We start from the raw sequence: 13,968 nt of genomic DNA, 5'->3' as shown, positions 1-13,968 counted from the left end.
TTTTTAGCGGAGCTGTTTTGCGGAATATCGGCGATATTCTAATGGGGGATCTTTTCTACATCTTTCTCAACAATCTAAAAACAGGCTGGAATCATTTCCAGCCTGTTTTTTTGCTATGTCACGTTTATGTTAAAAATGCTAAGGGAATAACAGGAAAAAAAGCAGTGGAGGAGTTGTAGATGGAAAACGTCAAAGATACGTTCAAGGAAGTTGCCGCTGCTATCTTGCCTGTCACCATTGTCGTCATCATTTTGCAAGTCGCGTTGATGCGCCTTCCTCTTGAAGCCCTGCTCCAATTCTTAATCGGCGTCCTCTTTGTCAGCATCGGTTTTTTCCTTTTTCTTCTCGGAGTAACCGCCGGATTATTGCCAGTGGGCGAAATGATCGGCAAGAAGCTCCCTAAAACCAAAAAATCCTGGCTGATCATCGGCACTGGCTTTCTTCTCGGACTGGCGGTGACCATTGCAGAACCGGATGTCCGGGTTCTTGCCAAACAAATCGACCAAGTGTCCGCCGGCTCAATCAGTTCAGGCATATTGGTGATGGCAGTAGCGCTCGGCCTGGCTATTTTTGTGGCTGCCGCTATGGTTCGCACGATTTTTAGCATCCCCATCCATTACATGCTGATTGGCGGATATGTATTGGTGTTTGCTTTGTCCATTTTTGTCCCTGACGCTTTTATCTCCATCTCATTTGATGCCGGCGGTGTAACGACCGGACCGATGGCAGTACCTTTCATACTGGCTCTCGGCGTCGGTGTCGCTTCCGTTTTGCGCACTCCTTCCGCTTCTTCCAGTGAAGGCTTTGGATTGATCGGCCTTGCTTCCATCGGCCCTATTCTGGCAATCATGCTTCTGGGGGTGCTTTTCAAATGAATCTTCATGTATTCGACGGCTTTTTGGGCATCCTCACGGAAGTCGGCATGGCACTCGTCCCCCTCTTCATCTTCTTTGCCCTATTTCAGGTTTTCATGCTTAAATTGCCCAGGCAACGGGTATTTCAAATACTACTTGGATTTGTCCTGACATTTTTTGGGCTGGCTTTCTTTTTGCAAGGCGTCCATGTTGGATTTTTTCCGATTGGCCAAATGATGGGTGAATCGCTCGGAGAAATGCCTTATCAATGGATCATCATCCCAATCGGCTTTGTTCTCGGATTTGTTGCCACTTTTGCGGAACCCGCTGTGAGCATCATGAACGATGAAGTCGACCGCGTGACAGGGGGCTATATTTCTGCCAAATTGATGCTGTATACCGTTTCAACCGGCGTCGGCATTTCCGTGGCCTTGTCGATGGTGCGCATCCTTTTCGGGATTCCGCTTTGGTACTTTCTCATTCCAGGATACTTGCTTGCTTTTATTCTCGTATTTTTTTCACAAGCTATCTTTATTGGGATTGCATTCGATTCCGGAGGCGTCTCCACTGGACCAATGACGGTAACTTTTATTTCGGCAATGGCGGTTGGCGTGGCTTCGGTTACCGAAGGGCGGGATCCTTTGGTGGATGGATTCGGACTGATTGCTCTCGTCGCCCTTACGCCCATTCTGGCTGTGCTGATATTAGGGCTTATTTTCACAAGAAAAGGTGGGGCTGAAAACGATGAATCTGAATCATAGACTGATGATCGCCATAGTTAAACGGGGCCATTCCCGGGCTGTCATTGCTGCCGCCAAGGAGGCAGGCGCGGACGGAGCCACCATTCTTTACGGTGAAGGGATTGGCCGCAACGAAAAGCCGACTTTTTTTGGCCTGCCGGCAACCCATGAAAAAGACGTCGTATTCATCGCCATCGACGGCAGCCTGGAAGACGCCGTCGCCGAAGCTGTTTCCCGTGTAGGGAAGCTCGGCATTCCGGGGTATGGCCTCGGCTTCACTTTGCACTTGAACAAATTGCTGGGTGTCCAGCATCTCTCAAACCGTGTAAACTATGTTAGAGCCAAGAAAGGTGGACAAACGATGCAGTCGTCTCCTGAACGCTTCCAACTGATTGTAACCATTGTGAACAGCGGAGATTCGGAAAAAGTGGTGGCCGCTGCTGCAAAAGCTGGCGCAGAAGGTGGAACCATTCTTACTGGCAGAGGGACCGGCATCAATGAACAGCGCAAATTTTTCAATTTTACGATAGAACCGGAAAAAGACGTGGTCCTCACGCTCGTACCGGAGAGCTATACCGAGGCAATCGTCGACAGCATCCAAAACGCCATCGACCTTTATGCTCCAGGGAAAGGCATCGCGTTTTTGATTGATATTGAAAAAGTATTCGGCGTCAACCATTCTTCCCTTGACCGGTATCATAAATGAAAAACGCTGGAACCTTTTACGGTTCCAGCGTTTTTACTTGGATTTGTGCAAATGCAGGAAGGTCAGAAGCACAATCCAAAACGGAGTTCCTTTTTGCTTTCCGGTTTTTTTAAACTGGCTGCGCATCCGGTCCCGCTCGATTTCTGTCCGGATATCTTTCATTCTTTGGCGCACTACAAATTCATCTGTTCGGAACATTTGAATCCCCTCCTTTTCAAAGAGCCAGTTCTCCAATGTTCTGCAATCCCGTTCTCACTTTTTCTTCCGCTTGCCCCTGTTCGACAATCCGCCCTTCATTTACACGCAATTTGCTCTGCAGGGCTCCTTTTACTTTTTTGTCCGTCACTTGTATTTCCCCTAATAAGTCAATAGCCGCGACTTTGGTGCGCAAAACTTCTTCTGTAACATCATCCTTCAACACAAGTATGCCTTCCACAATCAAATTAACCGGATGATCCATCCACAAAAACTGATCATTTGACCATCCCTGCTCTCCTTCAATTAACACGTAGTGATGCTCATAAGAAAGCACTTCCGTTTCCAGCCGGTCCAGCCGCTCATACAGGAGGTCTTCCAGTTCCTCACTGCAGACAATATAAGATTTGGAATCAATTTTTCCGATTGCTTTTTCAAACATTTCCCGGGAAATATCTTTTTCAAAAATCACCGGTTTTTTAGTCCACAGCTTTTTTTCCTGGAAACTTTGGATTGAGCGGGAATTGAATTTCACTTTCTTCTTCAGGACATCGTATCCATTTGGAATCACGATCATTACCCCGTTGGGCAAAGACGCCATTTTCTTGTATACGTACGCTTCGTGCTCTTCCTGAATAGTCAGCACTCCATTAACGTCAAGGTTGTGGATACTTTCATCAAACAGTTCCATGTCGACTTCTTTCGGTATGTTGAAGACTCCGTTCATCACCAGGTACATGGGCTCTTCTGCCGCTTGCAGAAATGCATTGCTTAAAACAAAATTACCTTCCAGAAATTGCGGTGGTGCGCCTGCATAGCCCTTTATTTTCCGGCTTCCTTTTGCAAAAATCCGGTTAACCGCCCCCAACAGGCGAGAAGGCGCATAAATCTCGCCGTTGACAATAAAATCCAGCCGCTTGCCCTCCAATTGTTCCGGCTGGACGTCTTTGCCGATAATGACGGTGCCGTTAATGAGCTGCCTAATATCGCCTTCTAACGAATCGAAATATGCTGCATCCATTTCCAAAGTTCCGTTATAATAAACAAAGCCTTCCGGCAATTCAATGGCCGCTCCCACATTTCCGATATTCAGCAGCGAAAGCAGGTGCGAGTTGCCTGCCCGGTACAAAACCGCTCCCACATTGTCGATTCTTTCATACTCTCTTGTGCTTTCTTCCGTCGCATTCAATAAATTCAAAACGCCCACGTTGCCAATTCGCTGTCCCATCAAAGATCATCCTCCAAAAAGTTTCTCAATTTGTTGATCGCGTAACGCAGTTTATACCGGACTGTGGCGGCGGGAATGCCCAGCTGTTCACCGATTTCTTTGCTGTTCATACCGAGCCAGTACCGTTTGAAGACAAGGTCGCTCAATTCCGGTGTTAACCGCCCAAGCAATTCAGTTGTTTCAAGCCTGTGCATCGCCAGCGGCTCTTCCGGCTGCTCCAGTTCTTCTTCCCAAACCGACAACCGGTTTTCTTTTCTCCGGTCATCGATCAAGCGATTTTTCATCACCCGGAAAAACCATGCCCGTTGTTTATAGATAGGCAACTCTGAGAGAGCTTCCTGTTTTAATGACTTTTCCCAGGCGTCCTGCACCAAATCATAAGCTTCCTGCTCGTGCCGGGAAATGGAGCGGGCGAAACGAAGCAGGTCATCTTTTAAATTTTCATGCATCGTTTCCGCTTCCATTCTACTCCCCGCTTTCTGTTGTCTTTCCTTATTCATTAAGATAACGGATGAAGAAGGCGAAGTGTTTGAAAAAATGATAACTTTTTTGAAAAGAATAAAAGCATCTTACTACTAGAAGCATATTTATTGAACAACGGGGCGTATTTTAATGTTAATCGAGCGTATTTCGCGGCTAGCTGTGCGTATTTTAACCTTAGTGGAGCGTATTATAATAAAAGACAAAAAAAACCGGCAAACCGCTGTCGCGGCTTGCCGGTTCTTGCTATTCCTTAATACGGTTCTGCTTCGTGCCCTTTTGCAGCTGCACCTTGCGCTACTTTATTGGCTGCTGGCTTGCCGTAAACTTTAGGCTCTCCAGCTTTCATTTCTTCATTAGCTTTAATCTTCTGTTCCATGTTTTCACGAACACGGCGGCCGTAGTCTTCATCCGCCTGCGTGAAGTGGTGGATCATTTCTTCCTGGATTCTTGGATCGCATACCGATAATGCATCCCCCAGGTTGTTGATCAATTCTTCTCGTTCCCAGTCCTCAAAACTGCGGTATGTTTCTCCAGCCTGTCCGTAGTTGTTTGTACGGTCAATCGGCTGGCTCACCACTTTGTCGTTGTAAGCCGGTTCATGAGGCGGTGCCACTTTTTCCGCTTCTTTTACGCCGCCAAGAACAGATGGCTCGTAATTGATATGCGGGTTTGGCACATGTTCTGCCGGACGGTCCATCATGCCGCCGTACTGGTTCGTGGCGACACGTTTTTTCGGTGCGTTGACCGGCAATTGCAGGTAGTTTGCCCCTACACGGTAACGCTGCGTATCAGAGTACGAGAACGTGCGCCCTTGCAGCATCTTATCGTCAGAGAAATCAAGGCCGTCTACTAGAACTCCGGTACCGAATGCAGCTTGTTCAATTTCAGCATGGTAGTTTTCCGGATTGCGGTTCAAGACCATTTTACCGACAGGAAGGAACGGGAATTTATCCTGCGGCCATAATTTTGTGTCATCCAGCGGATCGAAATCAAGTTCCGCATGCTCATCATCGCTCATGATCTGAACGAACAATTCCCATTCCGGATAATCGCCGCGCTCAATGGATTCAAACAAGTCCTGCGTGGCATGTCCGGTATTTTCCGCCTGGATTTCATTGGCTTCTGCCTGCGTTAAGTTGCGGATGCCCTGTTTTGGCTCCCAGTGGTATTTAACGAGAACTGCTTCGCCTTTTTCGTTGACCCATTTGTATGTGTTTACGCCTGAGCCTTGCATGTGGCGGTAAGTTGCTGGAATGCCCCACGGCGAGAACAGGAACGTAATCATATGCGTCGCTTCCGGAGTGCGTGCTACAAAGTCAAACATGCGCTCAGGATTCGGTACGTTTGAAACCGGATCGTTCTTAAATGCGTGGATCATATCCGGGAACTTCATCGCATCACGGATAAAGAAGATTTTTAAGTTGTTGCCGACCAAATCCCAGTTGCCGTCTTCTGTATACATTTTAACTGCAAATCCGCGCGGGTCGCGTGCCGTTTCGGAAGAGTGGCGTGATCCAGCCACCGTAGAAAAGCGCACCATAAGCGGCGTCTGTTTGCCTGCACCTGAAAATACTTTTGCGCGCGTATACTTTTCTACCGGCTCATCGCCGACTTTGCCGTATGTTTCAAAATATCCAAACGCACCTGCCCCGCGTGCGTGAACAATCCGTTCAGGAATTTCTTCACGGTCAAAATGTGAAATTTTTTCAATGAAATGGTAGTTCTCCAAAGTGGCTGGCCCACGATTTCCGACCGTCCGTATATTCTGGTTGTCTTTGACCGGATGCCCTTGGCGGGTCGTTAAAGTTTCTTCGCTTTCGCCTGTGCCCATTTTGTTCTTGAAGTCTTCATTTTTTTCAGTCATGAAAATCCTCCTCCACAATAGTCTATCAACCTATAATCTTCCCATTTCCAGAAGAAATTAAACATTTCCGCTTCGTAAAAAGGAGCAGATGTCCGCATTTTTCTTCTAGATAGACAAAACCCCTAAAATGTGAAAAACTTGAAGAAGTATTTTATAGAGAAAGCAGGGCTGGAAATGAGTGTAACACTGAAAGAAAAAGGGAAATTGGACCCTTTGAAAGTATTTTTAAAAGTATCCGCCGCTTTTTTGGTGTCTGTCTTTTCGAGAAAGAAAGAACAGAAAAAAATTGCTTTGGTCGGGGGAAATCTCGGTGAAAAATACGAAGACAATGCAGCAATTTTCCATACATACTTGCACAATCATCATGCGGACCAAGTAACTGCGTACTGGATGTACGATCCGAAGACAAGCTATGCGACAGACGGACAAATACCGAATGCTGTGCCGCTTGGGAGTTTCCGCAACTATCTGCTCTTTTTCAAAGCGGATTATACCTTTCACGGACATTCGCTGATGTACGATATCGCCCCTTCCGTCGATAAGTTTTTATTCCTTAACCGGAAAACGATTATTACCCACGTCAGCCATGGCATCGAAGGATTCAAAAAAATTCTGATCCAAAAAGAAGATGTACCGCTTTTGAAACGGACCAATTACTTTAACTGTGCGTCTGTTTACGAAAAAGACTTGAAACTGAACGAATGGAAAATTCCTGAACGCAAATTAATTGTGACGGGACTGCCGCGTTTTGACCGCTACGCCCATATCAAACCGGCTAAAGAAGTAAAAAACATCCTGATGATGATGACTTGGCGCGAATGGCTGTTTGATTTAAGCGAAGAAGAATTTATGGAAAGCGCTTATTTCAAAAACACGTACGGTTTGATCAGCCATCCCGGCATCCGTGAACTGATTCAGCAAAACGGATTGAAAATGCAGATTACGCTGCACCCCTTTATGAAGAAGTTTAAAAAGCATTTTGTTGGCCTAGCTGACCCGGCAAGCGGAATCGAATTCCTGTCATCGACCAACCCATCCATCTCGCAGGCCATTGTCGAGAATGACATGCTGCTGACCGATATCACGAGTGTTTCGTGGGACTTTTTGTATTTGAACAAACCCATCATTTTCAATATGTTTGACCGCGAGGAATATTTAGCGCAGCGCGGCACTTATTTAAGCTTGGAAACGGATTTATACGGATACAAAGCCGATACCATCGAAGAAGTTTATTTTTATCTGAAAAAAATCGTTGAAGAAGGCATTACGACGAATGAATGGTTCCCGAAAGCCACCGACTACATCGATTATTTTGACCATCAGAACTGTCAGCGCCTGGCGAAAAGAGTGCTGGGTGTCTAAAACAATGTAAAGCACCTGAAGAAACCGGTTGAACCGGCTTCTTCAGGTGCTTTTGTTTGTCCGGTTCAAGTTCCGGATTTATCCAAATAGTTATACAGCGTATATTTGGATACATCCATCAGTTTAGCCATCCGCTGGACCGCCCCCTTAATCAGGAACAACCCTTTTTCGTCCAGGTAAGTCAAAAACGCCGTGCGCTCGTCCTTGTTCATGGCCGATATCGGCTTCCCTATTTGTTCGATGCCTTCCTGGATGATTTGCGTTTCCAAATCATTGATGGTGATTGAAAACGCTTCGTCCGACTCTTTTTCCGGACCCGTGGATGTCAGGCCATCCATCACGGATTGCGCCATCATCAAATGAGTGAGATCAAGATTGATGCACAGGCAGCCTACCAGATTTCCGGCTTCATCGTGTATCATCATTGAGCTTGATTTCATCTTTTTCTGGTACGGGGAAACATTCGGATAGTTGACGATAACGGTTTCCCCGCTTTGCCCTTGCCTAAGGATCTCCAGACCCAGATTGGTTACCGGGGACCCTACATTCCTTCCCGTGACGTGCCGATTGAAAATAGCGACGATGGAAGCTGCTACATTCGTGAAGTCATGGACGGATACTTCACAAAAATCGCCGAAGGTTCTGGCGATGCCTTCTGCAACAGAGATATAACTTTGGAGTGCGGGATGAACGGATTCAGCTACCATATCTTTGTTCACAGCGGTCGCGCCTCTTGAACCGGCTTTTCACTTGCCCCCTGGAAAAGCCGGCCGTTTGCAAAGACGTATTTCGGTGTTTTCAAGGTCTCCAAGTCTTCCAAAGGATTGCCTTCCACCACAAGCAGATCGGCCAGCTTCCCTTTTTCAATCGACCCGATCAGGGAATCTGCTTTTACTGCTTTAGCAGCCATGAGTGTGGCTGAACGAATTGCTTCTTGATTGCTCATGCCGTTTGATGCCATTAACATCAGCTCTTCTGCAAGCAAGCCCGGAAAGTTGAACGGAGTACCTGCATCCGTTCCTGCCGCAATCGGCACTCCCGCTTCCAGCGCCAGCTGGAAACTGACCGAATGGTCGTCAATGATTTTCTCGACTTTTGAAACCATATAATCCGGAACGGAACCAGGCTGATCCAGTATCAAGCGCGGCGCGATGAGTGTCGGCACAAGAAAAGTCCCCCGTTCAAGCATCAGTTCGACCGCTTCAACATCCAGCAAATAAGCATGTTCGATAGTCGTAACCCCTGCACGGACTGCATTTTTAATGCCTTCGGTGCCGATGGTGTGCGCAGCCGTCGTTTTCGCTGCATGTTCCGCCTCCTGGCACACGCAGCGCATTTCTTCTTCGGACAGCTGTACAGCGCCCGGATCGGTCCCTTTTGTCAGCACACCGCCGGTCGCCATCACCTTCAGCACATCCGCACCTGCTTTCAGCTGCTCACGTGCCGCCCGCGTGACGGCGTCCACTCCGTCCGCTTCAATCGCCATGACATGTCCGTGCCCGCCGGTCATGACAATCGGCCGGCCCGCAGCAAATACCCGGGGACCGGTAATCGTCCCTGCCTGTACCGCATTGCGGTAGCTGATATCCGCATTATAGCGGGTACCGAGATTGCGGACAGCCGTTATTCCTGCCGCGAGAAACTGCGTGCCTTGCTGGACTGCCCGATAAGCGATGTCTGCCGGGCTTTCGTCTTTCATTTTCGCAAAGGGATCCGGAGATGCATCCATCCCCAAATGCACATGCGAATCGATCAAGCCAGGCAGGACCGTCATTCCGGCGCCATCGATAAGAGTCGCTTTTCCGCCTCCTCCTTCGACGGTTTGGCCGACTTCCAAAATGCCTTCTTCATTAAACAGAACTTCCCCTGATTCAATCACATCGCTGCTCCCGAAAGCGAGAATCCGAATATTCGTCAGTTTGTACACAGGCCGCACCTCACAGTTTCATATAGTTTTTTTCGTTATATTGCTGAATCAATGCGTGATACAATTCAAAGCTGATATTCCCGCCGCTGACCATGACCACAACTTTCTTACCTTTCAGATCTACACTTCCGCTCAGCATTGCCGCCATCGCAGCAGCACCTGAGGGCTCCACCACAAGCTTGGCGCGCTCTGCCATAAATGCTACACAATTGGCAATTTCCGCTTCCGACACCAGTACCAAATCGTCCACATAGCGCTGCGTATGGGCGAATGTCAGGTCTCCCGGTTTTTTCGCCATCAACCCGTCGGCAATCGTCTCCACTTTGTCCACTTCGGTCGGCTTCCTGTGCTGCAGCGACGTGTACATCGCCATCGCACCTTCTGTATTCACGCCAATCACTTTCAGCGTTGGTTTGAGTTCCTTCAATGCTGCGGCGACACCCGATATCAAGCCACCGCCGCTTACCGGCACAATCACCGCATCCGTTTCCGGCAGGTCTTGCAAAATTTCCAAACCGATTGTCCCTTGTCCGGCAATGACGTACGGGTCTTCAAACGGATGAATCATCGTACGCCCTTCTTCGCGGTGAAGTTCAAGCGCTTTTTCGTACATATCAATTGAAGTGGTGCCATATTCAATCGCCTGGGCGCCGTATTGCATGATGGCATTCTTTTTGCTCGCTACCGGATTTGTCGGCATGACAACCGTGGCACTGATGCCAAGCTGCTGTGCCGCATAGGCAGTTCCTGCCCCGTGGTTGCCGGCAGAAAAAGCGACGATGCCATTTTCCTTTTCTTCATCGGTCAGATTTGCGACTTTGTTATAGGCGCCCCGAATTTTGAATGATCCGGTTTTCTGGAGATTTTCCGTCTTCAAGTAAATCTGGTTTCCTGTCAGTTCGGAAAAGGTACGGCTGTCCTGCAGCGGAGTCGGAATAATCACTCCCGCAAGATTCGCTTTTGCCTGATGGATTTGCTGCAATGTGACGTACATGAAAGAACTCCCTTCTAGTTTTGGATTTCTGCAATCATTTCAATTTCCACTGGAATATTAAACGGCAAAACGCTCGTGCCGATCGCCGACCTGGCATGGCGTCCGTTCTCCCCAAGCAACTCAGCCAATAAATCGGAAGCGGCATCGATAACAGATGGCTGAGCGTAGAAATCTTTCGCGCTGCTGACAAAGCCGAGCAGCTTCACCACTCGCACATTTTCCAGGCTCCCCACTTCTCCGTGGATCATACTCAGCAGATTGACTGCCGAAATTCTCGCGGCTTGCCTTGCATCTTCCAAGGAAACCTCTTTTCCAACCTTTCCTGTATAAGCCGCCTGTCCTTCCACAAATGGACCGGCTCCTGAAACAAACAATAAATTCCCCGTTCTTCTCACCGTCACGTAATTCGCCATAGCGGCTGGGGGTGACTTTGGCCATTCGAGGCCGCGCTCTATCAACTGCTGTTCGATTGTCATGGCTCTCCTCCTTTTTCCATGACTCCATTCTATGTCAAAACTTTCACACAATTCAATAATTTTTTTGAATTCTTAAAATTTTTTGTGATATAGTAGTTTTATTAACTTTAATTCTTGAATAAAGGATGGATCACATGACAAAAGAATTGTTCTTGGAAGACAGTTATTTAACATCATGCGAAGCAGAAATTACGGCTATCGATGGAGATAAAGTGACATTGGATCAGACGGTTTTCTATCCCGCTGGCGGCGGACAGGAAACCGATACCGGTGTATTGATCCAAAACGGGCAGGAAATAACAGTCGTGAAAGTGAAGAAAGAAAACGGGGAAATCTTCCATTACGTCAGTGAGCCCGATAAGCTGTCGCTTGGACCTGTGACGGCTAAATTGGATTGGGACCGGAGACAAAATCTGATGAAGCACCATACCTTGCTCCATGTCATCGCTGCTGTTTTTAATCAGGAGCATGATTCCTTATGCACGGGCAATCAAATCTATCCGGATAAAGCGCGTATCGACCTGACCGGCATAACTGAACTCAGCCAAGAAGAAATCGATGCGCTTGTCTCCAAAGCGAATGATGAGCTGGAGCGCAACCACGAAGTGAGTGTCCGGACTTTGCCGCGGGAAGAAGCAGAAAATATTTCAGGTGTAATCAAAACCATCGTCAACTTGATTCCGAAAGCGGTTAAGGAAATCCGGCTCGTGAAAATTGGAGATATTGATGAACAGGCCTGCGGGGGCACGCATGTGAAGCAAACCGGTGCAGTCGGAAAGTTTGTTCTCGATAAAACCAAAAACAAAGGCAAAGGCGTTACCCGCCTCGAAGTCCGCACCATTTAAAAACAAGCCCTCACTTAGCGTGAGGGCTTGTTTTATATCGTAACGGTCAGTTCAACCGGGCAATGATCCGATCCCCATACGTCTTTATGGATTTTCGCACCTTTTAGCATAGGAGCCAAATTTTCAGAAGCGATGAAATAGTCGATGCGCCATCCGACGTTCTTTTCCCGGCAGTTGGAGCGGTACGACCACCACGAATAGCTGCCCGTCTGTTCCGGATAAAAATAGCGGAACGTGTCGACAAATCCGCTGTTCAGGAAGTCCGTCATTTTGCCTCTTTCTTCCGGAGTGAAGCCGGAGTTTTTCAGATTTGCCCGCGGATTCTTCAAATCGATTTCCTGGTGGGCGACGTTCAAGTCTCCGCACAGGATCACCGGCTTTTTGCGGTCCAGTTCTTTTATATAGGAAAGAATGGCGTCTTCCCATTCCAGGCGGTAATCCAGCCGCAGCAAGCCGTGCTGGGAATTCGGCGTGTAGACGGTCACGACGAAATGTGTGTCGTATTCGAGGGTGATGATGCGCCCTTCTGTATCATGTTCTTCGATTCCGAGCCCGTAATAGACAGCCAGCGGCTTTTTCTTTGTGAATATCGCCGTACCGGAATAGCCTTTTTTCTGAGCATAATTCCAATATGTATAGTAACCCGGAAGATCCATCTCAATCTGGCCTTCCTGCAGCTTTATTTCCTGCAGGCAGAACACATCTGCATCCACGGCTGCAAAAAAATCCATAAAGCCTTTTTTCATCACGGCCCGCAAGCCGTTGACATTCCACGAAATCAGTTTCAAAACACTTACCTTCTTTCATTCAGATACTCTCAGTCTATCGGAAGACCCTGCCTCTCTCAAACAAAGCGTATTCCTCGAGGAAGGTGTTACAGTTAATTGCCATCCGTAATAAAATTTTGTAAAATTTCAGTGAATTTAAAGAATGGTGCATCATTTTTGCTTGCCATCTTGTACAATGGGTTTATCTGGTACTTAAGGGGAATGAGACATGAAAAAATTCACCAAAGAAGAGAAAAGCTGGGCGTTTTACGATTGGGGAAGTTCCGCTTATTCCATCATTATCACCACTGCTGTTTTTCCATTGTTCTATAAAAATGCGGCAACTGAAGCAGGCGTCAGCCTGTCCGATTCCACCGCTTATCTCGGCTACACCATTGCCATCTTCACATTCATTTTGGCGCTGATCGGGCCTATTTTAGGAACGCTTGCCGATTACGAAGGCATGAAGCGAAAATTCTTCACAGCGTTCTTCCTGCTCGGCACCATTTCTACGGCGATGCTGGCGTTTATTCCAAGCGATAATTGGCTGATGCTGCTTATCTGCTATACATTTGCCGCTCTTGGCGCTACGGGTGCCAATGTGTTTTATGATGCCTTTATCGTAGATGTTACCACTGAAAAACGCATGAACAATGTCTCGGCATTCGGCTACGGCCTTGGCTATATCGGATCGACGATTCCGTTTATCCTGTCGATTGCAGTCATCCTGCTGGCAAGCAATGGTGTAATCCCGATTTCTACAATCAATGCAAGCCGCATCGCGTTTCTGATTACAGCTATATGGTGGGTTGCGTTCTCGCTGCCCCTGTTCCGGAATGTGCGCCAGCGCTATTTTATCGAGAAAGAACCGAATCCGGTTGCCCAGAGCTTTAAGCGCCTCAGCAAAACCGTCCGGGAGATCCGCCAGTATCGTGCGCTGTTCCTGTTTTTGCTGGCTTATTTCTTTTATATCGACGGCGTCGGCACCATTATCTCGATGTCCACCGCTTACGGGACGGATCTTGGGCTGTCGTCGACCAGTTTGCTGATTGTCCTATTTGTTACCCAAGTAGTGGCCGCACCGTTCGCCATTTTGTATGGCCGTCTGTCTGAGCGCTTCACCGGCAAGAAAATGCTGTACGTCGGGATTTGTGTGTATATTGTCGTCTGCATCTACGCCTTCTTCCTGGAAACAATCACCGATTTCTGGATTCTGGCGATGCTTGTGGCCACCAGTCAAGGCGGCATCCAGGCGCTCAGCCGCTCATATTTCGGTAAACTCGTACCAAAAGAAAATTCCAATGAATTTTTCGGATTCTACAATATCTTCGGCAAATTCGCCGCCATCCTGGGCCCGCTTCTGGTAGCTGTCACTTCGCAGATTACCGGGAATTCCAGCATGGGCGTCTTCAGCCTCGTCGTCTTATTCGTCATCGGCCTTGTGATTCTGTCACGTGTGCCGGAACCGGTTCCGCATGCACCGGTCGATGAAGTGGCGCCTGATTGATGAATGAATAAACCGATCCG

The 13,968-nt window shown here is 47.9% G+C and carries 15 protein-coding genes; 6 read left to right on the top strand and 9 right to left on the bottom strand.

The genetic code is table 11. The features are described 5' to 3' along the window. The first annotated feature begins 179 nt into the window (after window positions 1–179). Genes HU147_RS02110 through HU147_RS02100 form a run of 3 tightly spaced genes read left to right on the top strand, consistent with a single transcriptional unit; the run spans window position 180 to window position 2,300 of the window. On the top strand, window positions 180–875 hold the full coding sequence (locus HU147_RS02110; RefSeq protein ID WP_224074664.1) for a DUF1538 domain-containing protein: 696 nt from the start codon (window positions 180–182) through the stop codon (window positions 873–875). After that, window positions 872–1,615, top strand: coding sequence for a DUF1538 domain-containing protein (locus HU147_RS02105; RefSeq protein WP_224074663.1), 744 nt, complete (start codon window positions 872–874; stop codon window positions 1,613–1,615). The genes HU147_RS02110 and HU147_RS02105 overlap by 4 nt, the downstream gene beginning before the upstream one ends. Next, window positions 1,599–2,300: a P-II family nitrogen regulator gene (locus HU147_RS02100; RefSeq protein WP_224074662.1), complete on the top strand. Its 702-nt coding sequence runs from the start codon at window positions 1,599–1,601 to the stop codon at window positions 2,298–2,300. Before HU147_RS02105 ends, HU147_RS02100 begins: the two co-directional genes overlap by 17 nt. A gap of 33 nt (window positions 2,301–2,333) precedes the next feature. Here HU147_RS02100 and HU147_RS02095 read toward each other — a convergent pair whose 3' ends face one another. From HU147_RS02095 to HU147_RS02080, 4 genes are all read right to left on the bottom strand, one after another. Next, the gene (locus tag HU147_RS02095) at window positions 2,334–2,498 is read right to left on the bottom strand and encodes a hypothetical protein (protein ID WP_224074661.1); all 165 of its coding nucleotides are present in this window, start codon (window positions 2,496–2,498) and stop codon (window positions 2,334–2,336) included. Window positions 2,499–2,514: 16 nt separating this feature from the next. Then, the gene (locus tag HU147_RS02090; protein ID WP_224074660.1) at window positions 2,515–3,723 is read right to left on the bottom strand and encodes a hypothetical protein; all 1,209 of its coding nucleotides are present in this window, start codon (window positions 3,721–3,723) and stop codon (window positions 2,515–2,517) included. Next, entirely contained in the window at window positions 3,723–4,223 is a 501-nt protein-coding gene (locus tag HU147_RS02085) for an RNA polymerase sigma factor (protein ID WP_224074659.1), read from the bottom strand. The genes HU147_RS02090 and HU147_RS02085 overlap by 1 nt, the downstream gene beginning before the upstream one ends. Before the next feature lie 233 nt (window positions 4,224–4,456). Next, a complete protein-coding gene (locus HU147_RS02080; RefSeq protein ID WP_224074658.1) occupies window positions 4,457–6,070 on the bottom strand; it encodes a catalase in 1,614 nt (537 codons plus the stop codon). Window positions 6,071–6,244: 174 nt separating this feature from the next. Here HU147_RS02080 and HU147_RS02075 point away from each other — a divergent pair, with 174 nt between their 5' ends. Then, on the top strand, window positions 6,245–7,432 hold the full coding sequence (locus HU147_RS02075) for a CDP-glycerol glycerophosphotransferase family protein (RefSeq protein ID WP_224074657.1): 1,188 nt from the start codon (window positions 6,245–6,247) through the stop codon (window positions 7,430–7,432). Window positions 7,433–7,497: 65 nt separating this feature from the next. Here HU147_RS02075 and HU147_RS02070 read toward each other — a convergent pair whose 3' ends face one another. From HU147_RS02070 to HU147_RS02055, 4 genes are read right to left on the bottom strand one after another with little or no spacing between them, the layout of a single operon-like run. Next, window positions 7,498–8,151, bottom strand: coding sequence for a helix-turn-helix transcriptional regulator (locus HU147_RS02070; RefSeq protein ID WP_224074656.1), 654 nt, complete (start codon window positions 8,149–8,151; stop codon window positions 7,498–7,500). Next, complete coding sequence (locus HU147_RS02065; RefSeq protein ID WP_224074655.1) at window positions 8,148–9,359, bottom strand: metal-dependent hydrolase family protein; 1,212 nt, start codon at window positions 9,357–9,359, stop codon at window positions 8,148–8,150. Before HU147_RS02065 ends, HU147_RS02070 begins: the two co-directional genes overlap by 4 nt. 10 nt (window positions 9,360–9,369) lie before the next feature. Further along, the gene (gene ilvA, locus HU147_RS02060) at window positions 9,370–10,353 is read right to left on the bottom strand and encodes a threonine ammonia-lyase (RefSeq protein ID WP_224074654.1); all 984 of its coding nucleotides are present in this window, start codon (window positions 10,351–10,353) and stop codon (window positions 9,370–9,372) included. Window positions 10,354–10,367: 14 nt separating this feature from the next. Further along, window positions 10,368–10,829 carry a RidA family protein gene (locus HU147_RS02055; RefSeq protein WP_224074653.1) on the bottom strand — a complete coding sequence of 154 codons (462 nt, stop codon included), beginning with the start codon at window positions 10,827–10,829 and terminating at the stop codon, window positions 10,368–10,370. 134 nt (window positions 10,830–10,963) lie between these two features. Between HU147_RS02055 and HU147_RS02050 the strand changes: the two genes are divergently transcribed. Next, complete coding sequence (locus tag HU147_RS02050) at window positions 10,964–11,674, top strand: alanyl-tRNA editing protein (RefSeq protein WP_224074652.1); 711 nt, start codon at window positions 10,964–10,966, stop codon at window positions 11,672–11,674. Window positions 11,675–11,706: 32 nt separating this feature from the next. Here the strand turns inward: HU147_RS02050 and HU147_RS02045 are convergent, their stop codons facing one another. Next, complete coding sequence (locus HU147_RS02045) at window positions 11,707–12,462, bottom strand: exodeoxyribonuclease III (RefSeq protein WP_224074651.1); 756 nt, start codon at window positions 12,460–12,462, stop codon at window positions 11,707–11,709. Window positions 12,463–12,670: 208 nt separating this feature from the next. Between HU147_RS02045 and HU147_RS02040 the strand changes: the two genes are divergently transcribed. Further along, window positions 12,671–13,948 carry an MFS transporter gene (locus tag HU147_RS02040; protein ID WP_224074650.1) on the top strand — a complete coding sequence of 426 codons (1,278 nt, stop codon included), beginning with the start codon at window positions 12,671–12,673 and terminating at the stop codon, window positions 13,946–13,948. Window positions 13,949–13,968 lie beyond the last annotated feature (20 nt).

This window comes from Planococcus chinensis, from assembly GCF_020071995.1.
Lineage (GTDB): Bacteria > Bacillota > Bacilli > Bacillales_A > Planococcaceae > Planococcus > Planococcus chinensis_A.
This window is presented reverse-complemented; position numbering and strand designations above follow the sequence as displayed.